Source organism: Billgrantia kenyensis (assembly GCF_013697085.1).
Lineage (GTDB): Bacteria > Pseudomonadota > Gammaproteobacteria > Pseudomonadales > Halomonadaceae > Halomonas > Halomonas kenyensis.
The window spans coordinates 83,974-110,382 of record NZ_JACEFT010000014.1 but is presented as its reverse complement, the minus strand read 5'-3'; the positions used below and the strand labels follow the sequence as shown (position 1 = coordinate 110,382).

Annotated in this window: 24 protein-coding genes; 8 read left to right on the top strand and 16 right to left on the bottom strand. The window is 64.9% G+C overall.

All coding sequences use genetic code 11. The features are described 5' to 3' along the window. Positions 1 to 24: 24 nt before the first annotated feature. Both H1D44_RS12645 and H1D44_RS21190 read left to right on the top strand, forming a co-directional pair. On the top strand, positions 25 to 948 hold the full coding sequence (locus tag H1D44_RS12645) for a type VI immunity family protein (RefSeq protein WP_181515215.1): 924 nt from the start codon (positions 25 to 27) through the stop codon (positions 946 to 948). A gap of 66 nt (positions 949 to 1,014) precedes the next feature. Next, positions 1,015 to 1,137 carry a hypothetical protein gene (locus tag H1D44_RS21190; RefSeq protein ID WP_275299091.1) on the top strand — a complete coding sequence of 41 codons (123 nt, stop codon included), beginning with the start codon at positions 1,015 to 1,017 and terminating at the stop codon, positions 1,135 to 1,137. A gap of 205 nt (positions 1,138 to 1,342) precedes the next feature. On the opposite strand, the gene H1D44_RS12640 is transcribed toward H1D44_RS21190, so the two are convergent. Genes H1D44_RS12640 through H1D44_RS12625 form a run of 4 tightly spaced genes read right to left on the bottom strand, consistent with a single transcriptional unit; the run spans position 1,343 to position 5,194 of the window. After that, complete coding sequence (locus H1D44_RS12640) at positions 1,343 to 2,134, bottom strand: ABC transporter ATP-binding protein (protein ID WP_181515214.1); 792 nt, start codon at positions 2,132 to 2,134, stop codon at positions 1,343 to 1,345. Further along, positions 2,131 to 3,276: a FecCD family ABC transporter permease gene (locus H1D44_RS12635; RefSeq protein ID WP_181515213.1), complete on the bottom strand. Its 1,146-nt coding sequence runs from the start codon at positions 3,274 to 3,276 to the stop codon at positions 2,131 to 2,133. The genes H1D44_RS12640 and H1D44_RS12635 overlap by 4 nt, the downstream gene beginning before the upstream one ends. 17 nt (positions 3,277 to 3,293) lie before the next feature. Next, positions 3,294 to 4,316 carry a FecCD family ABC transporter permease gene (locus tag H1D44_RS12630; RefSeq protein WP_238984504.1) on the bottom strand — a complete coding sequence of 341 codons (1,023 nt, stop codon included), beginning with the start codon at positions 4,314 to 4,316 and terminating at the stop codon, positions 3,294 to 3,296. Then, the gene (locus H1D44_RS12625; protein ID WP_220128079.1) at positions 4,316 to 5,194 is read right to left on the bottom strand and encodes an ABC transporter substrate-binding protein; all 879 of its coding nucleotides are present in this window, start codon (positions 5,192 to 5,194) and stop codon (positions 4,316 to 4,318) included. Before H1D44_RS12625 ends, H1D44_RS12630 begins: the two co-directional genes overlap by 1 nt. 260 nt (positions 5,195 to 5,454) lie before the next feature. Here H1D44_RS12625 and H1D44_RS12620 point away from each other — a divergent pair, with 260 nt between their 5' ends. Both H1D44_RS12620 and H1D44_RS12615 read left to right on the top strand, forming a co-directional pair. Then, complete coding sequence (locus H1D44_RS12620; protein WP_181515211.1) at positions 5,455 to 6,363, top strand: LysR family transcriptional regulator; 909 nt, start codon at positions 5,455 to 5,457, stop codon at positions 6,361 to 6,363. 155 nt (positions 6,364 to 6,518) lie between these two features. Beyond that, the gene (locus H1D44_RS12615) at positions 6,519 to 8,711 is read left to right on the top strand and encodes a TonB-dependent receptor domain-containing protein (protein WP_181515210.1); all 2,193 of its coding nucleotides are present in this window, start codon (positions 6,519 to 6,521) and stop codon (positions 8,709 to 8,711) included. Positions 8,712 to 8,799: 88 nt separating this feature from the next. Here the strand turns inward: H1D44_RS12615 and H1D44_RS12610 are convergent, their stop codons facing one another. The 5 genes from H1D44_RS12610 to H1D44_RS12590 all read right to left on the bottom strand — a co-directional run bounded on the left by H1D44_RS12610 (position 8,800) and on the right by H1D44_RS12590 (position 14,056). Next, the gene (locus H1D44_RS12610; protein ID WP_181515209.1) at positions 8,800 to 9,219 is read right to left on the bottom strand and encodes a hypothetical protein; all 420 of its coding nucleotides are present in this window, start codon (positions 9,217 to 9,219) and stop codon (positions 8,800 to 8,802) included. Between the two features lie 146 nt (positions 9,220 to 9,365). Then, a complete protein-coding gene (locus tag H1D44_RS12605) occupies positions 9,366 to 10,001 on the bottom strand; it encodes an NAD(P)H-binding protein (protein ID WP_181515208.1) in 636 nt (211 codons plus the stop codon). Beyond that, entirely contained in the window at positions 9,998 to 10,540 is a 543-nt protein-coding gene (hutX, locus tag H1D44_RS12600) for a heme utilization cystosolic carrier protein HutX (protein WP_181515207.1), read from the bottom strand. The genes H1D44_RS12605 and hutX overlap by 4 nt, the downstream gene beginning before the upstream one ends. A gap of 38 nt (positions 10,541 to 10,578) precedes the next feature. Next, positions 10,579 to 11,988 carry a heme anaerobic degradation radical SAM methyltransferase ChuW/HutW gene (gene hutW, locus H1D44_RS12595; protein ID WP_181515206.1) on the bottom strand — a complete coding sequence of 470 codons (1,410 nt, stop codon included), beginning with the start codon at positions 11,986 to 11,988 and terminating at the stop codon, positions 10,579 to 10,581. A 13-nt stretch (positions 11,989 to 12,001) separates the two neighbouring features. Further along, positions 12,002 to 14,056 (bottom strand): TonB-dependent receptor plug domain-containing protein, encoded by a 2,055-nt coding sequence (locus H1D44_RS12590; RefSeq protein WP_181515205.1) that lies wholly within the window; start codon positions 14,054 to 14,056, stop codon positions 12,002 to 12,004. Positions 14,057 to 14,257: 201 nt separating this feature from the next. Between H1D44_RS12590 and H1D44_RS12585 the strand changes: the two genes are divergently transcribed. From H1D44_RS12585 to H1D44_RS12575, 3 genes are read left to right on the top strand one after another with little or no spacing between them, the layout of a single operon-like run. After that, positions 14,258 to 15,181, top strand: coding sequence for a heme/hemin ABC transporter substrate-binding protein (locus tag H1D44_RS12585; RefSeq protein WP_181515204.1), 924 nt, complete (start codon positions 14,258 to 14,260; stop codon positions 15,179 to 15,181). Beyond that, positions 15,181 to 16,239: a FecCD family ABC transporter permease gene (locus H1D44_RS12580; RefSeq protein ID WP_181515203.1), complete on the top strand. Its 1,059-nt coding sequence runs from the start codon at positions 15,181 to 15,183 to the stop codon at positions 16,237 to 16,239. The genes H1D44_RS12585 and H1D44_RS12580 overlap by 1 nt, the downstream gene beginning before the upstream one ends. Continuing rightward, a complete protein-coding gene (locus H1D44_RS12575) occupies positions 16,232 to 17,020 on the top strand; it encodes a heme ABC transporter ATP-binding protein (RefSeq protein WP_181515202.1) in 789 nt (262 codons plus the stop codon). Before H1D44_RS12580 ends, H1D44_RS12575 begins: the two co-directional genes overlap by 8 nt. Before the next feature lie 9 nt (positions 17,021 to 17,029). Here H1D44_RS12575 and H1D44_RS12570 read toward each other — a convergent pair whose 3' ends face one another. From H1D44_RS12570 to H1D44_RS12545, 6 genes are all read right to left on the bottom strand, one after another. Next, entirely contained in the window at positions 17,030 to 17,788 is a 759-nt protein-coding gene (locus tag H1D44_RS12570; RefSeq protein WP_181515201.1) for a sulfite exporter TauE/SafE family protein, read from the bottom strand. Between the two features lie 13 nt (positions 17,789 to 17,801). Further along, positions 17,802 to 18,848 carry an ABC transporter ATP-binding protein gene (locus H1D44_RS12565; protein WP_220128075.1) on the bottom strand — a complete coding sequence of 349 codons (1,047 nt, stop codon included), beginning with the start codon at positions 18,846 to 18,848 and terminating at the stop codon, positions 17,802 to 17,804. Further along, on the bottom strand, positions 18,838 to 19,848 hold the full coding sequence (locus H1D44_RS12560; protein WP_238984505.1) for an ABC transporter ATP-binding protein: 1,011 nt from the start codon (positions 19,846 to 19,848) through the stop codon (positions 18,838 to 18,840). The genes H1D44_RS12565 and H1D44_RS12560 overlap by 11 nt, the downstream gene beginning before the upstream one ends. Before the next feature lie 52 nt (positions 19,849 to 19,900). Next, positions 19,901 to 20,869: an ABC transporter permease gene (locus H1D44_RS12555; protein WP_181515200.1), complete on the bottom strand. Its 969-nt coding sequence runs from the start codon at positions 20,867 to 20,869 to the stop codon at positions 19,901 to 19,903. Next, complete coding sequence (locus tag H1D44_RS12550) at positions 20,866 to 21,846, bottom strand: ABC transporter permease (RefSeq protein WP_181515199.1); 981 nt, start codon at positions 21,844 to 21,846, stop codon at positions 20,866 to 20,868. The genes H1D44_RS12555 and H1D44_RS12550 overlap by 4 nt, the downstream gene beginning before the upstream one ends. Positions 21,847 to 22,049: 203 nt before the next feature. Further along, positions 22,050 to 23,630 carry an ABC transporter substrate-binding protein gene (locus H1D44_RS12545; protein WP_181515198.1) on the bottom strand — a complete coding sequence of 527 codons (1,581 nt, stop codon included), beginning with the start codon at positions 23,628 to 23,630 and terminating at the stop codon, positions 22,050 to 22,052. A 217-nt stretch (positions 23,631 to 23,847) separates the two neighbouring features. Here H1D44_RS12545 and H1D44_RS12540 point away from each other — a divergent pair, with 217 nt between their 5' ends. Beyond that, positions 23,848 to 24,309, top strand: a complete 462-nt coding sequence (locus H1D44_RS12540) for a thioesterase family protein (protein ID WP_181515197.1) — start codon at positions 23,848 to 23,850, stop codon at positions 24,307 to 24,309. A gap of 2 nt (positions 24,310 to 24,311) precedes the next feature. Here H1D44_RS12540 and H1D44_RS12535 read toward each other — a convergent pair whose 3' ends face one another. After that, the gene (locus tag H1D44_RS12535) at positions 24,312 to 26,369 is read right to left on the bottom strand and encodes a prolyl oligopeptidase family serine peptidase (protein ID WP_181515196.1); all 2,058 of its coding nucleotides are present in this window, start codon (positions 26,367 to 26,369) and stop codon (positions 24,312 to 24,314) included. Positions 26,370 to 26,409 lie beyond the last annotated feature (40 nt).

The following is a 26,409-nucleotide window of genomic DNA, read 5'->3' as shown; positions in this document are numbered from 1 at the left end:
TGGCAGGCCGACGAGGCCTGACGCATGGAGACCGCCATGGCAGGGATGCCTGACGTAATCAACGCACCTCTCGACCAGCTGCTCACCGTCGAAACGGATAATGGCGTGCTGTTCAAGATTTGCCTGGGCGTGGCACTGTTCTACACCGGCTCTCAGCAGCAAGAGAAGCGTCAGGCGGTGCTGGGCATTCTGGCCGACTACCGCGATCTGGTCGGCGACCAGCTCACCTGGACCACCAACCCCACTACCGGCAAGTGGAAAAAGCTCAAGGGCTTCGATAGCTATATCACCCCCTTCAACTGGCTGCCCACCTATGGACGCGGCGAATGGGAGTTTGTCTATCATGGCGGCAAGCGGCATAGCGATGCTGACAACCATGCCTTTATTGTACTTGGCAAGCGGCCAAGTGCCGATGAACGAGGAGACGTCAGCTACTTATACTGCCAGTTCCCTATCGATTTCTTTATCGAGCGCGAACAGAAGCTACCCGCCTTGGTGCAGCAGTGGTGCGACTGGTTAAAGCCCGAGCATGGCTATGCCGGCTTTTGGTTGGGCCAGCCCTATGGTTATAGAGATAGTGATGAAGTCGTCATTCTCGAACACAAGTTCGGTCAGCGCTTCCCCGGCCTTCAAATCAATGGTTTCTCAACGCACTCGTTAAACCTGCATCGCGGCCCCAAAGGCGTCGACTGGCTGACCATTCTCTCCGATTCCTGGTTGGAACGCCTGGGCGGCCTTGAGCATGTCAAGGCCGAGATGGATGGCCTGCCGGTGCTGGACTATGACGGCGGCGCCATTCTGCGCGCCGGCCCCATGCCGCAGCTCGGCGATAACGACAACCCGGATCTCGGGCCGACTATCGCCGTGTCGCCGCCATTATCGAGCCCATTCGTATCAAGAGGATCATCAGGGTATTCATCCGCGCTTGTTCGGCGATGCTCGCCATGAGAAACGCTTCGATGCCCAGAAATACCAGGCCTGGCTGGCACGCTTCAGCCCGCAGGGAGGTCAGCCATGAGCGAGCCAACAGCGAGCGGCGAAACGTTTGCCCTGGAGTGGTTCCCCAAGCAGCTCTTCCCCGATATCGAACTGGAGCGGGTGGAGATGAGGCAATTCATGCCAACAAAGTCGAATTAAAAGAACTAGAAAGGCAGTCGAAGGAAGCTATAGAACCACAAAAAAGAGCCGTAAAAATGGGGCGATATCTTGTATTTCCTCTCGGCATGATTCTTGGCGCCGCTATTATTTTACTAGAGTTGATATAACCGCTATTACGCCAGCAACGGTAAGCCTGCGCGACTGTAGTGACAAGTAAAACGCTACGAAGCTATCCAGGCTTCCCTCACCGCCCCACCCGCCTCACGTTGGCCAGCAGCAGGCTGCCGGTGGCGGGGTCGGGGATCAACGTGCAGTCGATGTCGTAGAGCCGGCGGACCAGGTCGGTAGTCACCACGTCACCTGGCGGCCCTGCCGCGACCAGTTGGCCATTGCGCAGCGCCAGCAGGTGGTCGGCGTAGCGGCACGCGCTGGCCAGGTCATGCAGCACCATCACCACGGTGCGGCCGTCGGTGGCCAGCCGGCGCACCAGCTCGAAGACTTCGATCTGGTGGCCGAGGTCGAGCGCCGAGGTGGGTTCATCGAGCAGCAGCAGCGGTGTCTGCTGAGCGATAGTCATGGCGATCCAAGCGCGCTGACGCTGGCCGCCGGAGAGGGTATCGAGGGAGCGATCCGCCAATTCGTCCACATCGGCCGCGGCCAACGCCCTGTGGACAACCTGCTGATCTTCCGACGACCACTGCCGCAGCCAGCCCTGGTGCGGCTGGCGGCCGAAGCGCACCAGCTCGGCCACGGTCAGCCCCTCCGGGGCGATGGCCTCCTGGGGCAGCAGCGCCAGGCGTCGGGCCAGTTCCCGCGCAGGGAGCTGCTGGATATCGTTGCCGTCGAGCAGCACGGCACCCTGGCTGGGCGCGTGCAGGCGAGCCAAGCCGGCCAGCAGGGTCGACTTGCCGCAGCCGTTGGGGCCGACGATGGCGGTGACCTGGCCCGCCGGCAGCGACAGGGCCAGCTCGTCGATGATGGTGGCGCGACCGTAGCGCAGGGTCAGGTTGCGGGTGGCGAGTTCGTGTCGGGTCATGCCAGGTTCCTCGAAGCCGGACGCAGCAGTATCCACAGCAGCCAGGGGCCGCCCACCACGGCGGTGACGATGCCCACCGGGATCTCGATGGGCGAGAGCAACACCCTTCCCGCCAGGTCGGCCAGCACCATCACCAAGGCGCCCGCCAGCGCTGAGGCCATGATCGGCACACCCCGCGACGAAGAGAGCGAGCGGGCGATCTCGGGGCCAATCAGGCCGATCAGCCCCACCGGCCCGGCCACGGCAACGGCAAGGCCCGTCAGCAGCACCGAGACCGACAGTACCTGCCAGCGCCTGCGAGCGACGTGCAGGCCGAGACCGGCGGCCACCGCATCCGAGAAACGCATCAGGCTGAGCGCCCGGGTGAGCCACAGCGCAGCGATCAGGCCAAATGCCAGGCCGATGGCCAGTAGCGTGACGGCACCGGCGGGGCGGGCATTGAGCGTGCCCACGGTCCAGGGGTAGGCGGCGTTGGCGATATCGATGGAGACCTTCGCCAACAGCAGCTGGGTGATGGCTCCGAACACGGCGCCGACGCCGATGCCGGCGACGATGAAGCGATAGCCCCGGGTGCCGCCGCCGGCGGCCAGGCCAAAGGTCAGGGCGGCGGCGGTCGTGGCGCCCACCAGCGCCATGGCGGGTGGCGCCAGGGAGACGCCAAGGCCGACCACCGACGCCACGGCAAAGGCCGTGGCGCCGTTGTCGATGCCGATGATGCCCGGCGTGGCCAGGCGGTTACGGGCCAGGGTCTGCATCAGACAACCCGCCACGCCGAAGGCAGCACCGGTGAGGCAAGCAGCGGCCAGCCGCGGCAGCCGCAGCTCCTGGATAAGGAATACCGCCATCAAGTCGCCGCGCCCGACCAGTGCCGGCAGCACCGCTCCCAGCGCCAGCGAGCTGCTGCCCATGGCCAGGTAGGCGAGCGATGCCGCCATCAGCGCTATTGTCAGCAGCAGCGCAGCCACGAAGCTACGCCGGTCGATCAACAGGCTGTAGCCGCCACTGCCGTTGGAGGCCTGCCACGCCAGGCGCCAATGGCCGGCCGGTGCGATGACCCTGCGGCTCCTATCCTCGCGGCGCGAGCGCAACGGGTTGGCATCGGGCTGTCGAGTCCCGCTTTCGGCGGGAATACTGCTATGCATGACTCTCAGTACTCGCGTCATAGCGTTGGCAGCCGGCGTGCTCGCACCACGGCCACCAGCACGGGCGCACCGCACAGCGCCGTGAGCACCCCCAGCGGTAGCTCGGAGGGCGCCACCAGCAGGCGCGAGACGATGTCGGCCGTGATGACCATCAGCGGCCCCAGCGGCAGGCACAGCCAAAGGGTCCGGCGAATGTCCGGGCCGGCGAGCGCACGGGCGGCGAACGGGACGACAAGCCCGATGAAGACGATGGGGCCGGCTGTCGCGGTTGCTGCCCCTACCAGCAGGGCCACGGCCACGATCACCAGCAGCCGGATCAACCCCGGGCGATGCCCCAGGCCGCTGGCGACCCGCTCACCCAGCGCCAGGGCAGCGAGCGGGCGTGCCACCGCAAGCACGATGACGCCGGCAAGCAGCAGGCTGGGCAGGAGGGAAAGCAGGTGATCGAGGCGACGGCCTGACAGGCTGCCGACGATCCAGAAGCGGATTTCATCGGCAGCGCGCTGGTCGAACAGCAGCAGCAACGAGGTGAGCGAGAGCAACAGGCCGGTAAGGGCGGCGCCCGCCAGCACCAGACGCACGGGATCGTTGCCGGCACCGCTGAAGCGGGCCACGCCCAGCACGCAAAGACAGCCGGCCATGGCGCCCAGCTGCGCCACGCCGACACGCATGGTGGTGGCTGTGGCACCGAACACCAGGGCCAGGGCCACGGCGAAAGCCGCACCGGCGCTGACCCCGAGCAGTCCCGGCTCAGCCAGGGGGTTGCGTGTGACCGCTTGCAGCAGCGCTCCCGCCACACCGAGCGCCACCCCTACCATCAGGCCGATCAAGGTACGCGGCAGGCGCAGCGAGCCGACCACGAAGCGGGCCTCCGGATCGCCCTGCCCCATGAGGACCGACCATGCCCGAGCCGGGCCGACGTCGCCGGCTCCCCATAGCAAGCTGGCCAGGCAGACCAGGGCCAGCAACGCCAGCAGGCCCGCCAGCCTGAGGGTGAGATGGCGGGCCAAGGGGGTGCCTGCGAACGTAACGGCATCCATCAGGGCGTCAGCGCGGCGTCGAGCTCGTCAAGAATCGCCAGCGCCGCTAGCGGACCGGTAGCACTCGACCACAGCTGTCCGTCTACCGGCACGACCTGATCACGGATGACGACGTCGAGGCGCGAGAAGGCGGGCGACTGCCTGGCTGCCTCGAGCGCTTCCTGCCCCTCTTCGTTGAGCGTGGCCAGGAACAGCCACTCGGCATCGACCCGGGAGAGATTCTCGAGGCTAAGCGGGTCGCTGTGGGGCACCCCTTCACGCACCAGGCCAGCGTCATGAATCGCCACCCCGGCCGAACTCAGCAACCCGGCGGTAAAGAGCTGGTCCGACATCACCATGGGGCCCTGCGGCATCCAGCGCACCAGTACGGCGTTGGGGGCTTCGTCGTCAGCGATACGCGCGGCAATATCGGCGGCCCGTTCGTCCACTTGCGCAAGCACCGCTTCGGCCTGCTCCTCGCGCCCCAGGGCCTGGGCGAACAGGCGGGTCTCATCGCGCCACAGGTCGGGGTCGAGCCCTTCGGAGAGCGGCACCACGGTCGGCGCCATGCGCGAGAGCAGCCGGTACTGAGCCTCGGGTAGCTGCGGCGGCGCCAGGATCAGGTCCGGCTCCAGAGCCAGCACGGCCTCGAGGTTGATCTCACGGACCACCCCGACGATAGCGATGTCATCGAAGTACGGCATGAGGTAGCGCGCCACACTGTCACCGCCACGCGTGGTGACAGCACCCAACGGCTTGACCCCGGCTGCCACCGCGACATCTAGCGCGCCCTCGTGCAGCGTGACTACGCGCTGCGGTTCATTCGGTACCGCTACCGAACCAAAAGCGGTCTCCACGTGGCGCTCGGCCCAGGCAAAAAACGGCAACAGCGCCAGCATTGTCACCACGGGTAGGGAATACCGCTTTGACTTCGTGAGGTAGCGTTGTTTAGCCATCGGTGCTCCCAGCGTTGAAATGAGAAGCCATACGAATGATTATCACAAACATTTTCCTCAAGCCTCTATGCAACAAGGGGTTGCGACATGGGCAACACCATCAAAGGAAGCAAAGCTTAACTATAATCGTTTTCATTCACGACATGAAAGGGTAAACTGCCTGTTCCACTTGCTGCAACGCTTGCCGATGGCGGGGAATTGCGATGTACAACCTCGATGAACTGCTCGCCTTCGACCATGTCATGCGCTCTGGCAGCTTGACTCGCAGCGCCCGTGACCTCGACCTGGCCAAGTCGACACTGAGCCGACGCATATCGCAGCTCGAGCGCCAGTTGGGGCAGCCGCTGCTGAGGCGTCAGTCCAACCGGCTGCTGCCCACCGAGGCCGGGCATACGTTCCATGCCTACTGCCACCAGATACTGGCACTGGCTGAACAGGGCCGACAGGCGCTGGAGGAGCTGAGCGAGGAGATCACGGGCGAGCTGCACGTGGCCACTCACAACGCCCTGGCGCGAAGCTGGCTGGCCACTCGTCTGGCGCGGTTCATGGAAAACCACCCAGGTGTGCGACTGACCCTGCAGACCTGTACGGCCCCGCCCCTCTCCGCGGAGAGCCAGGCTTTGACCGTCTGGCTGGGCGAAGTACCCGACAGCGAGCTGCGCCAGGAAGTCCTCGGCTGGTTGAGCCGAAGCCTCTATGGCCACCCCGACTATCTTGCCCGCCGGGGCAAGCCACGACACCCTCGCGAGCTAGCCCAGCACACCTGGATCGACCTGCTGGGCGAGACCGAGCAGGGGCTGGCACTGCAGCACTCGGAGCTGGGTGAGTTTCACTTCCAGCCGCCCGACTCGCGCTTTCGCGTCGATCAGCAGATGCTGCATGGTGATGCGATTGCCGGCGGACACGGGCTGGGAATCATGCCCGATTGGCTGGCCGGAGCGCGCGAGCGTGCTCACCCCGGCTCCCTGGAGCGCTGCCTTCCAGCATGGTGCGCGGCCTCCGTACCGGTGACACTGCTTTACCCCTATGGCGCTCGCCCTCGCCGGCTGAGCGCCCTGCTCGCCTTTCTGCGTCAGTCGTTGCCAGACGCATGGCAACGAGCCCTCAGTTAGAGCTGGCGGTCGTAGCTGATAACGAAGGTGTTGCCAGCTGCGCAACGCAACGTTGCCGGTCTTCTCACTGATCAAAGGGAACTTTCCGCATTAGAATCATCTGCGCTTGATAATTAATATCATTTGATAATTTTTCATATTCAGCAGGTGATCTCATGCTCCACTCACGTCGCACCGCTCTGGCCGTTGCCATCGCCAGCGCGCCGTTGGCCTTCACAGTCCAGGCGCAGGACAGCGCCCGCCTCGACAGCATCGTGGTGACCGCTGCAGGTTTCGAGCAGGCGCTGCAGGATGCGCCCGCCAGTATCTCCGTCGTCACCCGCGAGGAGCTTGAGCAACGCCGCTTCTCCAATATCGCCGAGGCGATAGCCGACATTCCCGGCGTCGACGTTCGCTCCGGTGTGGGAAAGACCGGTGGCCTCAACGTCAGCATTCGCGGCATGCCGAGCGACTATACTCTGATCCTGATCGATGGGCGGCGTCAGAACACCTCCGGCAGCGTCACTCCCAACGGCTTCGGCGAGACCGCGACCAGCTTCATGCCACCGATGTCGGCCATCGAACGTATCGAGGTCATTCGTGGCCCGATGTCGACCCTGTACGGCTCCGACGCCATGGGCGGCGTGATCAACATCATCACCCGTCCTGTCAACGATACCTGGACAGGCAGCGTCTCGGTGGACACAACCTTCCAGCAGGATCGTGATGCGGGAAATTCTCAAGGTATCAACCTCTATACCTCCGGCCCCTTGGTCGATGACCTCCTCGGCCTGCAGCTGCGTGGCCGGCTGTTCGATCGCGACGCCTCCGAGCGCATGATTCCCGACAGTGCCGCTCGCGACCCGCGCCCGACCGAGGCCCGTATCTACTCACTGGGAGGACGCCTTACGCTGCGTGCCAATGAGGCCAACTCGGTCTGGCTGGATGCCGAACGCGCTCGTCAGACCTACGCCAACGACGATTGTCGCCTCGGCACTTTGGACGGCACCAATCGTGCGACTTGTGCCCCCCAGCCAGGACAGATCTGGGGTTACGAGGACGAGTTGCGTTTCAATCGCGACCAGCTTGCCATCGGTCATACCGGGCGTTTCGCTGCTGGTACGCTGGAAAGCAGCGTCACCCATAACACCACCGAAACCCTGGGCCGCACCCTGCCGGCCGGCAGTGCACCGGCCTACGGCTACGAGGCCGAGGGAGGCGAGCCGCGGCTGCTGGAGAACCGCGATATCGTCTTCGATACCAAGTTCACCCTGCCGATCGATCGCCACATGGTGACGGTGGGCGGCCAGTACATCGATGCCCGTCTGGAAGATGGCGCAGCAGGCGACCAGGCGTTCGAGCAACAGAGCTGGGCGCTGTTCGCCGAGGACGAGTGGTGGCTGCGTGACGACCTGGCGCTCACTCTGGGCGGTCGCTACGAGCATCACGACGCCTTCGGCGGTCACTTCAGCCCTCGCGGCTACCTGGTGTGGAACACCACCGACCACTGGACGCTCAAGGGCGGCGTGAGCCGCGGCTACAAGACGCCGACGCTCAACCAGTTGCATGACGGCATCACCGGCTTTACCAATCAGGGAGAGACGATCACCATCGGCTCCCCCGATCTCGAACCCGAGAAGAGCACCAACTACGAACTCGGTGCCATTTATGACAGCCTGGATGGGCTCACCGTCAGCGGTACGGCCTTCTACAACCGCTTTACCGACCGCATCGCCGATGGGGCGGAAATTCCCAACTGCCTGCACCCGGACGGCAACGTGCCCGGCTGTATCACCGTTGGCGACTTCTCCCAGCAGACCGGCTTTTCTCAGTTGATCAATATCGACGAAGCGAAAACCCGGGGCATCGAGTTGGAGGCGCGCTATCGCCTCGCTCCCGCCTGGGAGGTGCGCGGCGGCTATACCTATACCGACACCGAGATCACCTCCGGCGAGCAGGAGGGCATGCTGCTCAGCAACACACCCAAGCACAAGCTCACCGCCAGCCTGGGCTGGGACGTGACGGACAGGCTCAACGCCACCCTCGAAGGTGAGTATTACTCCTCACGGGAGCGATTCACCGACGGCATACCGGAGAGCGGACAAAACCTGGCAATGTATGAGCAGGTAGGCAACAAGCTGGATGGCTACGAGCTGTTTCACCTGCGCACGACCTACCGCTTCACCGACCAGGTCCGCCTGACCGGCACGATCTACAACTTGCTCGACAAGGACTTCAGCACGGCCGACAGCTACGAGTGGCAGGGCGACACCTATCAGGCCTATCGCTACACCCAGACGGGACGCGCCACCGATGGCGTGGCACTGGACGGCCGCAGCTTCTGGCTCTCCGCCACCTACGAGTTCTGACCGGCACCTGCCTACCGTTTCGCATCGTTACCTTGGCCCCGGCTCTGCCGGGGCTTTTTCTTGGGCACTGGTTCTTGGGCACTGGGCGTCACTCTTCCGCCACGCGCAGTATCACCGTGTAGCGGTAATCACGATCCAGCAGCCCGACGGAGGAGCCTGCATGAGGGGTGGTCACCCGCAGGTACCAGACGCCGGCTTCGAGTTCACGCTCGATGCGGAAGTTGCCGTCGATACCGCTGTGCCAGTCCCGCGCGACGACCTCTCCGTCGGCATCGAGCAGTTCGCCCGAGGGCGCCGCCATGGCCGAGTCCCAGGGAAAGGTCTCGCTCTCCAGCACCACGCGGGCCGGTTCCTGCAGCGAGAAGGTGAAGTGGCGCATTCCCGTCGACATGACCTCGAAGGGGCGGTCGGGCGTTAGCGGGATGGCGTGGTCGCGCGGATCGCTGGTGCCGGCACAGCCCGTCAAAAGCAACAGGATCGAGAATAGAACAGCGGCGTAGCGGCGCATGGCGGTCTCCATTCCTTCGCGCGGAGTTACCTTCAGCCTACTCCCAATTGTCGTTCCACGCCCAGCCAGATCAGGCACGGCGCAACCTTGCAATGCCTTCGGCAGCCTCCTCCCGCCTTAATCGCGACAGGCTCGATGGGGTTGTCTCAGCGGGCTTGGTCGAGATCCACCACGGCGTAGATACCGTCCATAGTCGCCGCATCATCCAGCACGGCAGCGATCAGCTTGGCCAGATCAGCCCGATGGATGAAGCCATGCATGGCAGGGTCTGTGCTCAGTATCCCTCTACCTGTGGCGGGCTCGCTCTTGAGGCCACCAGGTCGCAGGATGGTGAAAGGCAGCCCGCTTGCGCGCAGATTATCCTCGGCACGCGTCTTGGCATCCACGACTTGCCCAAAGGCCTCGATGGCACGCGCCGAGCGATGAGATGCCATTTCACCGCAGCCGATCGAGGTCACCAGCACGATGCGCTCCGGCAGGTAGTCGTGCGCGGCCTCAATGATGAGCCGGTTCCCCAGCTCATCGGTGTAGCCACCATCCGGCGCCAGCCCCGAGAGAGTCGAGACGATACGACCGCCCTCTCCGAGCTTGCGAAAGGCCTTACGTACGTCATGGCTGCTGAGCGCATCGCCCATGACGCACTCGACACCCAGTGACACCAAGGGCGTTTCGTCGCTGGTCGGACGCACGAGAGCGATGACCCGCCGGTCTCGCTCTCGCAGGATTCGCGCCACCTCTAGGCCAGCACCTCGCGTGGCACCGAAGATGAGTGTCGCACTCATGCCGCGTACCCGCGTTGCCGGGTCAATCGCAGGACCAGGGATTCGAAGCGCTCCAACTGATCGGGGCGCAGCTGACGCGATGCATCACGCCCGATGTAAACCTTGAACATGCTGTTGCCGTCAGCACTGAAGAACTGCACCGAGGCTGTGGGTGTACCCATGAAAGGACGCCTGAGGAAGATGAGATCGCTGCAACAGTCTGGCTTGAGATGGCCACTCAGGCCCGAACCGCCCTTGAGGTTGTAGAAACCACGACCCAGCTCGCCGCCAGGCAGCGGACCGGTGAATTCGAGGATCACCCCGTTGGTATGCACGATGGTGGTAAGCTCACCCCACTCGGCAAGCTCCTGCATCACGTTGACGAAGTGGCTGCCATCGATACGTTGCCAGCACGCATCGGGCAGGCAGCGCACGACGTCGAGCAGGGTCACGTCATGCTGCAGCGCCATGGCTTCCAGAATGCCATCCTGGCTTTCCGCCAGTTGCAGACGCAGCTTTTCCAGACGTTCGGTCTTGGCGGACAACAGTTCGGTCGACATGCTTCTCTCCTTGAGGTTGGTAATCGTACCGCTTCGTTTCAGGTGACATCAGGCACGGTTGGGGCGCCTATCGAGTGGGTAAGTTCCTGCTTGAGACCTGCAATGAGATTGGTACTCCAGAACCGGCCCGCAGTGGTCAGGGTGACGATTTCGCCGTGATACTCCGCCAGGCCGGCCTGCTGCCAACTGCTGAGCAGTGCCTCCAGGCCCGCGCGGCGAGCATTCAGGCCAGACCAGCGCCGCAGCAACTCAGCGATGTCGAGCCGTGCCGTTTCCAGCATGCCGGTCACCCAGTCCCTCAGCGGCTGATGCTCATCGCTTCTCAGCATGCCCGTGATCGCCTTGCGCCCCTCACGACCCGCCTGCAGATAGCCCGGCAGGTCGGCGTCGACGCTATAGCTGTAATCGCCCAGACTGCCTCCGGCACCCGAGCCGAAGGCGAGTGTCTCGGCTCCAGCCTTGATCAGCAGGTTGTAGAGATTGCGTTCGCGGGTGCAGCTTGCCCAGTGGCTGTTGCTGACCTGGTGCCAGCCGGCCCCGGCCAGACGCTCGCAGGCCCGTTCGTACAGGCGCGCCTGCTCGGCAAGGGAAGCGGGCGGCGCAAGCTTGCCGTTGGTCACCGCTCGATGTAGCGGCGTGCCCGGGAACATGGCCAGACAGTAGATATCGAGCCCATCGGGCCCAAGTGAGAGCGCGGTATCGATATCGCGAGACCAGACGGCCTGGTCCTGGTCGGGCAGGCCATACATCAGATCGATGACCACGGCGGCACTATCGCGTGCGATCAAGTCAGCGATGAAACGCTCCGCCTCGGGACCACTGGCACGTCTTCCCTGCTGTTGCCGCACCTTGGTATCGAAGCTCTGCACACCGATGGAGATGCGATTGATGCCGGCCTCCAGGCAAGCGTCGACCTTTTCATCGTCGAAGTGGAGAATGCGCCCCTCCAGCGTCAGCTCACAGTCCGCCGCCAATGGCAGTTCGCTGCGCAGCACTTCGATGAGGCGCACCAGGTCGACGGTCTCCAGCGCCGTGGGCGTGCCACCGCCCAAGTAGAGCGCATGGATCGGCGCCTTGCCTACACATTGCATATCAGCATCGCGGCGCACCTCGTCGATCAGCGCTTGAACGTAGCGCGCCGACTCTTGGTACCGATACTTGTTGCGGTAGAAGCCGCAGAACAGGCAATGATTGGCACAGAAGGGTACGTGCACATACGCCAGCCGCTTGCCGGAGTCCGGTGACGAATCGCACAATCCGCGCCAGACATCCGCGATTTCCACACGCGGTACCGGCCGCTTGTCCAGCCAAGGCATCAATGGCACGCGGGAAGTGAAGGCTTCCGCTATAGGGTCTGAACTGACCCTGGGCAAGTCGGCATCGAGTCGTGGCGGCTGAGGCGGCGCCGCCGGTCGCCGCTTGCTGCGGGTCGAGGCAATCAACGTCATGTCGGCCCCTCGCTCAGAAGTGCAGAGTGGTGGTCAAGGTGACGCTGCGCTCTTCACCGGTGAGTTCGCCGAAGGAGCGGTAGCGCTTGTCGAGCAGGTTGTCGAGGCTCAGCCCCACGTCGAGCCGGTCGGCATACTGCAAGCCCAGGTAGGCATTGAGCGTGCCGAAACCGGCCGTGCGAGAGGTCAGCTCGCCCGCGGCATTGCGCTCACGTACCTCGCTTTCTCCGCGCAGGAACAGATCGCCCTCCAGGCGCATGGCAGAAGCAGGCATCCACTCCTGGCGCACCCCCAAGCGCCCCGCAAGCCGCGGCGTACCGCTATCGTAGGTTTGCGACTCGCCGAAGTCGTACTCACGGCGCAGCACGCTGCCGTTCAGGTAAAACGCCGTGTCCGTCGCCGTCAGGCGATGCTCTCCGAAGAGTTCGAGCCCGGTAGTCGTCGCCTGATGAATGTTGACGTAACGGCGGATCGGCTGCGGGCCGGAAGTGTTGTCCACTTCCTGGCCGATGTAGTCCTCTGCCCGGGCGTGGAAAAGCGTGGCATCAAGCGTCAATCGGCCATCGCGGTAGCGAGCGCCGAGCTCCACGGTATTGGCTTTTTCCGGCAAAAGCTCAGGGTTGCCCACGGTAGTCTGGCCCCCTGCCGTGGTGGTCAGGAACAGCTGCTGCAGCGTCGGGTAGGAGTAGCCCTGGGCCAGATTGGCGCGCAGCGACCAGCTGTCACCGGGCGTATATACCAGGCCCAGCGAGCCCAATGCCCGGGTATCGGTATTGCGCTCCAGTGCCTTGTCGCTGCTGGCTTCCAGTTCGGCCTCGACGGCATAGACCCGCCCACCGAAATAGGCGGTGGTATCGTCGTTCAGTTCCCAGGCCTGCTGGGCGTAGCCCGACAAGGTCTGGATGCGCGCCTCATCGGACGTGGTGGTATAACTACGCTGCCCGGCAGGCGGCGGAAACGGCATGAACACATCCGACGTCTTGTCCGTGGCCAGGGCGTCGTTCTCGTACTCCAGCCCCAGCACGCTGCTGCCGAGCCCGGTCACTGTCAGCTCCAGCTGCATATCGGCGCCATAGGTGGTCTGGCGATCGTCGCTGGTGGTGCCGACCGTCATGCCGCTGGTCATGGCAGCCTGGTTCTCGAACAGCCGATCCACCGTCTGATGATATAGACTCGCTTCCACCCGGTTCACGGCCGGCAACGACGGCTCCCCCTCATAGAACAGGCCTACCTTGCGCAGATCGCGCTGCGGTAGCCTGATAGAGAAGTCGGTGAAACCTTCAGGCAGCGGGTTGTAGACATCGGCCTCGAGGCGGTACTGCTCGGCCTTCAATGCGACATAGTGGTCGCCTTGGCGAAAGCCGAAGTGGGTCGAGAGCTGGTCCTGCTCGAAGCCGGAGGGCGACAGCCTGCCTTCGGGCGTGCGGCGATCCCCCTCATCGGCCAGGCTGCCGGTCACCCGCCAATCCACTGCCCCACTCGCCCCCTGCAGGGTGGCACTGGAGTGATAACCCCGTGTGGCCGAGAAACCCGTCGCACTGACGCTGCCCTCCAGCGGCCTCTCGCCGCCTCGGCGAGTGATGATGTTGACCACCCCGCCGATGGCGTTGGAACCGCTGAGCACGGACGAAGGCCCGCGCACCACTTCGATACGTTCGATGATGGCGGGGTCGAGTAATAGCGGCGTCCCATAGGGCGAATGATCGGTCAATGCATGGCCATCGACCTTGATGGTGACCCGCCGCGACGTCTCACCGCGAATGCTGATTCGCTTCATACCGGCCGTGCCGTCGTCGAACAGCCTCACACCGGGTACGTCTCGCAGCAGCTCAGCCACGCTGGTGGTCGGCGTGCGCCGCAGCTCATGGGCCTCAAGGGCCGTAATCGAGGCGGGATTCTCGAAGATCGAGGTCTGGGTCCCGGTGCCCAGCACGACCATCGTCTCCAGAGCGCCAGGACGCGACTCTGCCGATGGAACGGTGTCGGCGACAGCAGCAGGTATCGCGGCCACGGCAAATAGCGGCGCCATCAGCACACCTAATCCGCCGCCCTTGGTAGGTAGTTCCATGTCCATTCCCCAATGATTGGTACAGACCACAAAATCTATGACTTAATAATAATCATTTGTAACACCTCTTTTCTTGCGTTTATGACTCAGATCAGGTTTTCTTCGACTCGTGCACGAACCATCGCTTTTCTCGTTTGGGAAAGCTTGACCGACACTAAAGACAATGATCACCATTCCCATTTGAGGCGACGAGGGAGCATCATGTCGAATTCACGACACACCAAGCAGAAGCGAGCACGCCGTGCATTGAGACGCCGACTATTGGTCGGTCTCGTGATTTCCCTCTGCTCGGCTTCCGTGGAGGCGGGTGCCGCCGAACGGATCGTCATCGCTGGCGGAGATCTGACCGAAATCGTCTTTGCCTTGGGCGAGGGGCAACGGGTGGTCGGCGTGGATACCACCGCCACCTACCCCGCCGAGGCGGTCGACCTACCCAACATCGGCTATGTACGCGCCCTGTCCCCTGAAGGCGTCCTTTCGCTTCGACCTGAGAGCGTGCTCGTCAGTCATTTCGCCGGCCCGGAAACCTCCCTGTTACGTCTTAACGATGCCGGCGTGCGGGTCTTCCGGGCGCCCGCACCGGAGGGCAACGCTCATTCCGATGTGGCCGCCAAGATTCGCTTCGTTGGTGAAGTGCTCGACCGTGAAGCTGCCGCCACGAATCTGATAGAAATCTTCCATGCCGAACTGGACAGCACCATCCGGGAAGTCGAATCGCTGCACCCCAGCTCGGGTTGGCCACCCCGCACCCTGTTCGTGCTCTCGGCAGAGAGCGGCCCCCTGGTCGTCGGTGGCAAGGGAACCGTAGCGGAACAGATGATCGCCCTGGCTGGCGGCGAGCCGGTCACCGGCAACGTTCAGGGCTATCGACCGCTGGCAATGGAAAGCGTCATGGCGTTGGCGCCCGACGTGATCGTGATGATGGAAGAACAGTTGGCGTCCATTCCTCACGAGCGCGTGCTGCTGCGCTCGGACCTGGCGGCCACGCCGGCCGGGCGGCACGGTCGGCTGATTGCCATGGATGGCATGCTGCTGCTGGGCTTTGGCCCGCGCACGCCCGAGGCGATACGTGAGCTGAACCGATCCTTGCATCGCGCCATGGCGAAAGGGATGGAACCGAACTGATGGCAAGCGTCGGTCTGGAGCTCGAGCGCCACGGCAGCCGCCGGCAGCAGTTGGTCGTCGTCGGTCTTGGCATCCTGGCACTGAGCCTGGCCCTGGCGGAGTTGGCTCTCGGGCCGGTCAAGATGAGTAGCGCACAGCTCTGGGGCGGCCTCACGGGCAGCGGCGATTTTCTGGACATCAACATCATCTGGCAGATTCGCCTGCCCCGGCTGACACTGGGCATAGCCGTCGGCATGGCGCTGGCGCTGGCCGGGACCGCCTTGCAGGGCATGCTGCGCAACCCTCTGGCAGACCCGGGCCTGATCGGCATTACCGCTGGCGCCTCCATCGGTGCAGTCAGCGCCATTGTGCTGGGTCGCCTGATCGCGCCGGAGCTGCCGGTTCTGCTGCAGACCGCGCTGCTGCCCCTGGCCGCTTTCGTCGGCGCCACGCTGGTCATGGCGTGTGTCTTCACCCTTTCCCGCCGAGGCGGTGAAACCTCCGTGGCGATGCTGATCCTGATCGGCATCGCCATCAATACCATCGCTGGCGCTCTCATCGGCGTGCTGGTCTATGTGGCCGACGACCAGGCGTTGCGCGACCTCACCTTCTGGAGCATGGGCGGACTCGGCCATGCGGGCTGGCCAGTGGTGATCATGGCTCTGGGCCTGGCACTGGCAATGGCCCCGCTGTTCTGGCGTCAGGCGCGTGGACTCGACCTGTTTCAATTAGGCGAGCGCCAGGCGTTCCATACCGGACTGAACGTCGAAAGCAGCAAGCGCACCCTGGCTTTTGCCGCCGCACTCAGCGTGGGGGCCGTTACCGCAGCCGCAGGTCCCATCGGCTTCATCGGGCTGGTGGCACCCCATCTCGCCAGGCTGCTGGTAGGGCATGCTCACCGCTGGGTGTTGCCGGCATCGGCGCTGCTCGGTGTCAGCCTGGTACTCGCCGCCGACCTCGCCGTGCGCCTGGCGATTGCGCCCCAGGAGCCTCCCATCGGCATCGCCACCAGCCTCATCGGCGGCCCCTTCTTCCTGTGGCTGCTGACGCGACGACTCAGGAGTTCCTCTCATGCTTGAAGCCAAGGCGCTCTCCCTCAGCAAAGGCGGCAAGACGCTGCTTTCGAACATCGACCTGTGCCTCAGGCCCGGCGAGCTACTCGCCGTGCTCGGCCCCAATGGCGCCGGCAAGTCATCGCTGATGAACTGCCTCAGCGGTGCCGAACGCGACATCTGCGGCCAGGTGGTCATGGACGGCCACACCCCCGCCGCCCTGGACGCCGCCAGCCTGGCGCGACAGCGCGCCGTACTGGAGCAGACGCCACGCATCAGCGCCCCCTTCAGCGTGGAGGAGCTGATCCAGCTGGGCGCGCCGCGTGCCCTGCCGGCCAACGAGGTAGCAGAACTAAGCGAGCAGGCCATCGCTCTGCTCAGCCTGGGCGCACTGAGATACCGCTGCGTGCCCTACCTATCGGGCGGCGAGCAGCATAGAACCCACATGGCCAGGGTGATGGTCCAGCTGTGGGCCGGCCAGCGGCTGGGCGGAGGGCGCTATCTGCTGATCGACGAGCCCACCTCGAGCCTCGACCTGCAGCATCAGATCACGGTGCTGCGCGCGGCACGCCAGGCCGCTGCCCAGGGGTGCGGCGTGCTGGCGATCCTGCATGACCTGACCCTGGCCGCAAGCGTGGCGCACCGCATCCTGCTGCTCAAGGATGGACGGGTGATCGCCGACGGCCGGCCGCAGGAAGTGCTGACGCGCCAGCGCCTGGAGGCCCTGTACGGCCTGCCCGTGAGGGTTGAGACAGGCGACGTGCTGACCGTTACCCCGGACTATGCAAGATGCTGGGCCGCGGCTTGAACGGCCAGCCTATCCGGCACCCAGCCGCTCCACGCCCAGCCAGATCAGGCGCAGCGCCAGCAGGGTGAGGACCCACTTGAAGAGAAAGTCGAAGCGGTGATCGGTGACCCGGTGCAGCAGGCGAAGGCCCAGCCAGGTGCCGGCGAAGCCCGCCGCGATCATGACCAGCATCAGCCCCAGCCAGTCGCGGAAGACGAAACCGGCAAAGCCGAAGATGAACGCCTTGGTGGCGTGCTGGAAGGACATGCAGGTGGCGAAGGTGGCCACCCGCGGCAGCCGCTCGCTCATACCGAGCTTGATGAATGAGGCGACCATGGGGCCGCTGGCGCCGACGAAACTGGAGAGCAGCGTGGTGAGCGCACCGGCGATCACGGTGCCGGTACGCCCTACCGCCCGCTGGGGCAGGCCCGGCCCCCAGCAGGAGTAGAGCACGAAGGCGGCAATGCACAGCTCGAGTACGCCGTAGGGCAGGCGAATCAGCAACCAGGCCGCCGCCAGTGCTCCGAGGATGACGCCGGGCAGGAAGGCCGCGACGATGTCGCGGCGCACGTGTCGCCAGGTCATCACCGCCCGGCCGCCGTTGGAGCCGAGCTGCACCATGCCGTGAACCGGAATCAGCGCCGTGGCCGGCATCACCTGGGCCATGGCAATGATCAACAGCGTGCCCCCACCGATGCCGGCTGCCGCGGAGAGCGCCGAGGTCAGCACCGAAAGCAGTACCAGCCCCAGGTTGACCCCGGCCGACAGCGGTGAGAGCCACTCCAGCATCAGGCCGCACGCCTCACGGCAGCCTGCCCTCCTCGACGCCGTGACACGCCACCTCGCTGCCGTCGCTGCGGGCGATCAGCCGCGGCACCTCGGCCTTGCAGCGCTCGTTGGCATGCGGGCAGCGCGGGTGGAAGGCGCAGCCGGTAGGCGGATGTACCGGGTTGGGCACCTCGCCCTGGATCACGGTGCGCTCCTTGCCCACGCCCTCCAGCGACGGCACCGCGGCCAGCAGCATCTTCGAGTAGGGATGGTGCGGGTTCTCGAAGAGCTGGTCGGCCGGGGCGATCTCGGCAATACGCCCCAGGTACATCACCGCGATGCGGTCCGACATGTGCTTGACCACCGCCATGTCGTGGCTGATGAACAGGTAGGTGAGCCCGTACTCGTCCTGCAGGTCGCGCATCAGGTTGAGGATCTGCGCCTGCACCGAGACGTCCAGCGCCGAGGTCGGCTCGTCGCAGATCATGAACTCCGGCTCGTTGGCCAGCGCCCGGGCAATCGAGATGCGCTGACGCTGACCGCCGGAGAACTCATGCGGGTAGCGGTTGGCGTCCATGGCCGACAGGCCCACATGCTCGAGCAGCTCGCCCACCCGCCGACGGCGGTCGGCGCTGTTCATCTCGGGGCGGAAGAAGCGCAGCGGCTCGCCGATGATGGTGCCCACCCGCCACAGCGGGTTGAGGCTGGCGTAGGGATCCTGGAAGATCATCTGGAAGCGCTTGCGCACGCTGGCGGCCTGGCGCCCGGTGCGGCCGGCCAAGTTGCTGATGTCCTCGCCGTCAAATGCCAGCTTGCCGCGGGTGAGGCCATAGAGCCCCACCACCAGCCGTGCCACGGTGGACTTACCACAGCCCGACTCGCCCACCAGCGAGAGGGTCTCGCCGCGACGAATGGAGAAGCTCACCCCGTCTACCGCCTTCAGCGTGAGCTTCTCGCGGCGCTCGATCACCCGATTGAGCCAAGGCTTGGAGACATCGAAGTGGCGCGCCAGGTCCTGCGCCTCGAGCAGTACTTCGCCCTGCGTCGCCATGCTCTTCTTGACTGCCGTATCAGCGCACATGGCTCACCTCCTCACCTGCCAGGTCCTGCCGCAGCGGCAGCGGATCGACCGGGTCATGCAGCCAGCACGCCGCCTGGCTGCCGCCAGCCGGCATCAGGTCCGGTCGCTCGGCGCGGCAGCGCTGCTGGGCATGGGGGCAGCGCGGATTGAAGGCGCAGCCCTCGGGAATCGCCGCCAGCCGCGGCATCGAGCCCTCGATCTGGTAGAGCCGCTCGAGGCGTTTGGCGATACCGGGGATCGAGGCCATCAGCCCCTTGGTGTAGGGGTGCTGCGGGTTGCGGATCACTTCGTCCACCGGCCCGATCTCGATCAGCCGCCCGGCGTACATCACCGCCACGCGGTCGGCGGTCTCGGCGATCACGCCCATGTCGTGGGTCACCAGCATCACCGCGGTGCCGTGGTCGGCGCACAGGCGCTTGAGCAGCGCTAGGATCTGCGCCTGCACCGAGACGTCGAGCGCCGTGGTGGGCTCATCGGCAATGATGAACTCGGGACGCGCCGCCAGTGCCAGGGCGATCACCACGCGCTGACGCATGCCACCGGAGAACTGGTGGGGGTAGCTGTCGAGGCGAGTCTCGGGGGCGGGAATGCCTACCTCGCGCAGCAGTCTGAGCGCCTCCTCGCGGGCCTGCTTCTCGCTCATCGGCAGGTGTGCACGGATCGTCTCCACCAGCTGGTCGCCCACCGAGAACAGCGGATTGAGGCTGGTCAGCGGATCCTGGAAGATCATGCCGATATGGCGACCACGCAGCGGCACGAAGTGCTCTTCCGGCAGGTCATCGATGCGCTTGCCCGAGAGCAGCACCTCGCCGGCAGCAATATGGCCGGGCGGCTCCAGCAGCCGAATCACGGCGTTGCCGGTCATCGACTTGCCGGCGCCGGACTCGCCCACCACGCCCAGCACCTCGCCGGGGGCGATATCGAAGGAAACGTCATCCAGCGCCACCAGGGTGCCGTGGCGGGTAGGGAACTCCACCCGCAGATGACGCACGGAGAGCACGGGTTCCTGTCCTGCTGTGGCTGGCTCGTGGCCTGCCTCTACAGCGAGATCGTTAGCGGAGCTTGGGGTTGAGGACATCACGCAACCAGTCTCCCAGCAAGTTGACGGAGAGCGCCAGTATCAGCAGCGCCAGTCCGGGGAAGAGCAGGATCCACCACTCTCCCGAGAACATGTAATCCTGGCCCACCCGGATAAGGGTGCCCAGGCTCGGCTGGGTGGCTGGCATGCCAACCCCCAGGAACGACAGCGTGGCCTCGGCGATGATCGCCAGCGCCAACCCGATGGTGCCGATCACCAACACCGGCCGCATCACGTTGGGCAGGATGTGCTGGAACAGGATCTTGCGCGCCGGCAGGCCGATCACTCGCGCCGCCTGCACGTACTCCTTGCTCTTCTCCACCATGGTGGCGCCGCGCACCGCCCGGGCGTACTGCACCCAGTCGGAGAGGCCGATGGCGATGATCAGCACGATGATGGCCACCTCGGCATGCAGTGAGCGCGGCAGGAAGCCGCGGATCACGCCGAAGATCAGCAGCGCCATCAGGATCGATGGAAAAGTGAGCTGGACGTCGGCGATGCGCATGATCAGCGCGTCGCGCCAGCCGCCGCGAAAGCCCGCCAACAGGCCCAAAGCGGTGCCCATCACCAGGGCGAAGATCACCGCGGCGAAGCCCACCAGCAGCGAGATGCGCGAGCCGTAGAGAATCGCCGAGAAGACGTCACGGCCCTGGCTGTCGCTGCCCAGCAGGTAGAAGTTTCCGGTGAAGTCCGAGGTAGTCATCGGCGGCGTGAAGGCGTCGATCAGCTCCAGCTGACGCGGATCGAAGGGATTCTGCGGCGCAATCCACGGCGCGAACAGCGCTGCGGCGAACATGATCAGCGTCACCAGAGTGGCGAGTATCACCACCGGCTGGCGCTTCCACGAGTAGACGATGTCGCTGTCGAGGAAGGTACGCCACTTGCTCGGCTTGGGTGGAGCGACCGGCGCCGCGCTCTGTGGGGCTTGGTTCTGCTGGCTCATTTGCCACCTCCCTGGGCACGCAGCCGCGGGTCGACGGCGTAGTAGAGCAGGTCCACCACCAGATTGATCACCACGAACACCAGCGCGATCATCATCAGGTAGGCGGCCATGACCGGCACGTCGACGAAGCGCACGGCGGTGATGAACAGCGCGCCCACGCCGGGCCACTGGAACACCGTCTCGGTGATGATGGCGAAGGCGATGATGGTGCCGAGCTGCAGACCGATGATGGTGATGACCGGGATCATGGTGTTCTTCAGCGCATGACGCAGGTGCACCACCCGCTTGGAGAGCCCTCGCGCACGAGCAAACTTGATGTAGTCGGTGCTGAGCACCTCGAGCATCTCGGCCCGCACCAGGCGCATGATCAAGGTGAGCTGAAACAGCCCCAGGGTGATCGCCGGCAGGATCAGCGAGCGCAAGCCGCTGGCGGTAAGCAGGCCGGTGCTCCACCAGTCGCCGAGACGCACCGTTTCCCCACGGCCGAAGGCCGGCAGCCAGCCAAGCTCCACGGCAAAGACGTAGATCAGCAGCACACCGATCAGGAAGGTGGGCAGCGACACGCCGATCAGCGAAGCGGTCATGATGAAGTTGGCCAGCCAGCTGCGACGCCGCAGGGCGGTATAGATCCCCAGCAGGATGCCCATGACCACGGCGAAGATGGCCGAGATGATGGCCAGCTCCAGGGTCGCCGGCAGCCGCTCGAGGATCATGTCGGTGACCGGACGGGCCGAACGATAGGAGATGCCGAACTCGAACTGAGCGGCATTGACGACGAAATTCCAGAACTGCACCACCACCGGCTGGTCGAGGCCGAGCTGGGCCCGCAGCGCGGCGCGGTCGGCCTCGGTGGCCTCCTGCCCGAGCATGTTGAGCACCGGGTCGCCGACGTAGTGGAACAGCGAGAACGAGATAAGCGCGACCACGAACATCACGAAGATGGCCTGCAGTACGCGCTGGATCAGAAACGCTAGCATGGGATTACCACTGCAACGAGGCTCCCACCTGCTTATGGCAAGAGGGAGCTCACATAAATTTCAAGGGGGCGCGGATTTATGTCGCGAGCGACGCCAGGCTGGTCGCCGCCGGAGCGCAGGAACCGGAATGTAGCCTGCTACATGAGGATTCCGAGCCCCGCCGGCGGCCAGGATTGCGAGCGCAGCAATAAATCAGCGTCTCCTTAGTTGAAGCGCAGATACTTAAAGTGCGGTGTATTCTCGCTTTGCACCTGGAACTCGATGTCGTCACGCATCGACCAGGTCAGCATCTGGTGATGGATCGGAATGTAGATGATCTCGTCGTGCACGATCTGCCACGCCTCGGCGATCATCTCGTTGCGCGCCTCCTCGTCGACCTCCTGACCCATGGCCACGGTCAACTCGTCTACCCGCTCGTCGGAGAAGCCGGTGAAGTTCCAGGTGCCGCGGTCGTCTTCCTTGGTGTGGTAGAGGTAGTTGAAGACGTACTCGGAGTCCATGGTGGGCACGCCCCAGCCCAGCATGTAGAAGTCGTACTCGCCGCGCGCCAGCTCGGCGAAGTGCAGCGAACGGGTCTGGGCCACCAGGTCCACGGTGATGCCGATGCGCGCCAGCATGCTGACCACCGCCTGACAGATCTGCTCGTCGTTGACGTAGCGGTCGTTGGGGCAGTGCATGGTGACGCGGAACCCGTCGCCGTAGCCGGCCTCTTCCATCAGCTCCATGGCACGATCGGTATCTGCCTCGAGGACCTCGTCCATCTCCTCGGTGTAGCCGTTGACGAAGGGCGGTGCGATCATCCCGGCCGGCTCGGAGTTGCCACGCATGACGGCACGCTGGATGGTGTAGGCGTCCACCGCCAGGTTGACCGCCTCGCGCACGCGGCGGTCGGCGAAGGGGTTGCCCTCGGCATCGCCGGCACGCAGTTCGGCGGAGCCCAGGTCCATGCCGAGGAAGATGGTGCGGTTCTCGGCGCCCTGCTCGTTCTTGATGCCGTCGGCGTTGGCCAGGCGCTCGATGTCCTGTACCGGAGTCTCCTGAAGCAGGTCGACCTCACCGGAGAGCAGTGCCGCCACGCGGGTGGAAGCCGACTCGATCGGCGTGAACACCAGGCGGGAGATCTCCATGGGGTAGTCGTCGATGCCCCAGTAGTCGTCGTTGCGCACGAACACGGTGCGCACGTCGGGCTCACGGCTTTCGACGCGGAACGGGCCGGTGCCGTTGGCGTTGCGCACCGCGTGGGTCTCTTCGCCGGCGGCGTAATTCTGCGGCTCCTCGACGCCGTGCTCCTCGGCCCACTCGCGGCTCATGATGAACAGGTTGGTGAGGTTGTTGGGCAGCAGCGGGTTGGGCTCGTGGGTCTCCACGTGCACGGTGTAGTCATCCTCGGCGCGCACCTCCTTGATGGAGGTGAGCAGGCCGCGCATGTCGGCATGCTCGTGGCGGGCACGGTTGAGCGAGAAGACCACGTCGTCGGCGGTCAACGACTGGCCCTCGTGGAAGGTCACCCCCTCACGGATCTTGAACACCCAGACGGTGGGATCGTCGTCCTTCACGTGCCACTCGGTGGCCAGGCCCGGCTGATACTCCACGTCCATGTCCTGATAAAGCAGGGTGTCGAAGATCTGGTGGTTGACCGAGTGGGTCGGCCCCTCGTTCTGGGAGTGGGGGTCCATGGTCAGGCTGTCCGCGGAGCGGGTCCAGCGCAGGGTCTCGGCATTTGCGGCGGTGGCCAGCATGGCGCCGATCACGGCGGTGGCCAGTAGAGTCTTCTTGGGTAGCATCTTGTTATTTCCTCAATCAAGCGTTCGATGGGCAGGTGCCCTGGTAGAGGTTTCTCCCATACCTTAGCCAAGAATGCCAGCACAACCTCAGTAAACTTTTTCAGCGGTAATTCGACTATCTACAGTTGCTTTTCCCGTGGCGGGGATGATCCTTGGGAAACCGCTCGGCATCGAGCGGAAAAAGCGTTACGAAGAGAAACAATTCGGAGCGAAAGCGATGCAAAAACTGCTGACAGCTCGAGTCGCCCCGGCGTGGGTCGACTACAACGGCCACATGAACGATGCCGAGTACGCCCGCGTCTTCTCGCTGGCGGTAGACACCCTGATGGAGCGGATCGGCCTCGATGCCGAGGGGCGCGAGCGCCTCGCTTACACGCTGTTCACCCTGGAAACCCACCTCTGCTACCGGCGCGAAGCCCACCAGGGACAGGCACTGGCCGTCGAGGTGCTGCTGCTCGACCGCGACGCCAAGCGCCTGCATGTGTTTTTCACGATGAGCGACGATACCGGTGAGACGCTGGCCACCAGCGAGCAGATGCTGATGGGCATCGACACGGAGAACCACCGCCCCGCGCCATTCCCGACTGGCGTGCTCGAAGCCATCGATGCGCTGCCGCAGGCCGAGCCCGGCGACTGGCCGGATGCCGTGGGTCGGCGTATCGGCATTCCACGGCGCTGAGCTCAGCCCTTATCACCAAACAGTTGCTGGCAAAGAAAAGTGAACGCCAGCGCCTGCATGTGGGCGCGCTGGCGGCTGTCGGCCGCGCCGCCGTGGCCGCCTTCGATGTTTTCGTAGTAGAGCGCCGCATGCCCCTGCTCGCTCATGCGCGCCATCATCTTGCGCGCGTGGCCGGGGTGGACGCGGTCGTCGCGGGTACTGGTCATCAGCAGCATGGGCGGGTACTGGGCCCCGGGCTCGAGGTTGTGGTAGGGCGAGACATCGCGCAGGAACTGCCAGTCGTCGCTCTCGGGATCGCCGTACTCGGCCATCCACGAGGCACCGGCCAGCAGCTTGTGGTAGCGGCGCATGTCGAGCAGCGGTACCTGGCACACCACGGCGCCGAGCAGCTGCGGGTAGCGGGTGAGCATGTTGCCCACCAGCAGGCCGCCGTTGGAGCCACCCTGAATGCCCAGCCGCTGCGGAGAGGTGACGCCGCGTTCGATCAGGTCTTCGGCCACGGCGGCGAAGTCCTCGAAGGCCTTGTGGCGCTTCTCTCGCAGTGCCGCCTGGTGCCAGCGCGGGCCGTACTCGCCGCCGCCGCGGATGTTGGCCACCACGTAGACGCCTCCCTGACTGAGCCAGGCGCGCCCCACCCCGGGGCTGTAGCCGGGTAGCAGCGGTACCTCGAAGCCGCCGTAGCCGTAGAGCAGGGTCGGATGCTCGCCGCTTGGCTCGAGGTCGCGCCGCGCCACCTGGAAGTAGGGAATCGGCGTGCCGTCCGGGCTGGTGGCGAAATGCTGGGTCACCTCGAGCCCTTCGGCATCGAACAGCGCCGGGGCCTGCTTGAGCGTCTCGAGTTCCTCGCCGACCCGACCGTGCAGCAGCGTGGTCGGCGTCAGGTAGTCGCTGACGATGACGAACACTTCGTCGCTCTCCTCGTCGTCCACTGCGCTCACGCTGACACTGCCCAGCGTCGGCACGCCGGCCAGCGGGTCGGGCTGCCATTGTCCTTCGCTCGGCGTGAGCACGTAGAGCCGGTGCTTGACGTCGTCGAGCACGTTGAGGATCAGGTGGCGGCGGGTCCAGGTGACGTCGGAGAGCGAGGTGCGCTCGGTAGGGGTGAACAGTACGCGCAGCTCGCGCTCACCGCTCATGAAGGCGTCGAAGTCGGCGATCAGCAGCGCGCCGGCGGGATGAGTGGTACCCGCCACCTCCCACGGCTCGCGCAGCTCCACCAACAGCCATTCGCGGTGCACCTGCTTGTGGGCCGAATTGGGCACCTCGATGCGGGCAAGGCGGCCGTCGGCCTGGCGCAGGTAAAGCTCGTTGTCATAAAAGGCCCGGGCGCGGCTGACGAAGTCACGCTCGAAGCCCGGCGTCGAATCATGCATGGCACCCACCGCCATGTCGTCAGGCTCGGCCTCGAAGATCGTCTCGGCGTCGTTCATCGGGGTGCCCCGCCGCCACTGCTTGACGATGCGCGGGTAGCCGGAGCTGGTCATCGAACCTGCGCCGAAGTCGCTCTGGACGTAGACCGTGTCGCGGTCGATCCAGCCCAGGCCGCCCTTGGCCTCGGGGCGGTAGAAGCCCTGCTCGACCCAGCGCTTCTCCACCAGGTCGAACTCGCGGGTCACGTCGGCATCGGCGCCGCCGCGGGAGAGCGAGATCAGGCAGTGGCGCCAGGGTTGATCGGGCGATTCAGGCCGCAGGCAGTGGGCGCCGTGCCATACCCAGTTCTCGCCCTCCTCGGCGTTGAGCGCGTCGAGGTCGATCAGCACCTCCCACTCGGGCCGCGCCTTGCGGTACTCCTCGAGCGTGGTGCGTCGCCACAGCCCACGGGGGTGGTCGCGGTCCTGCCAGAAGTTGTAGAAGTGCTCGCCGCGCTTGACCACGAAGGGGATGCGGTCGTCGGCCTCCAGTATCGCCTGCAGGTCGTCGCGCAGCGCGGTGAAGCCCGGCGCATCGGCGAGCCTGGCCTGGCTCTCGGCATTGCGCTGCTCGACCCAGACCAGGGCGCGTTCGCCTTCGACCTCCTCCAGCCACAGGTAAGGGTCGTGCTCGTCCATGGGGGCTGCCATGAGGATCTCCTGATGGTGGGCGTTATTTGCCCACCAAGCT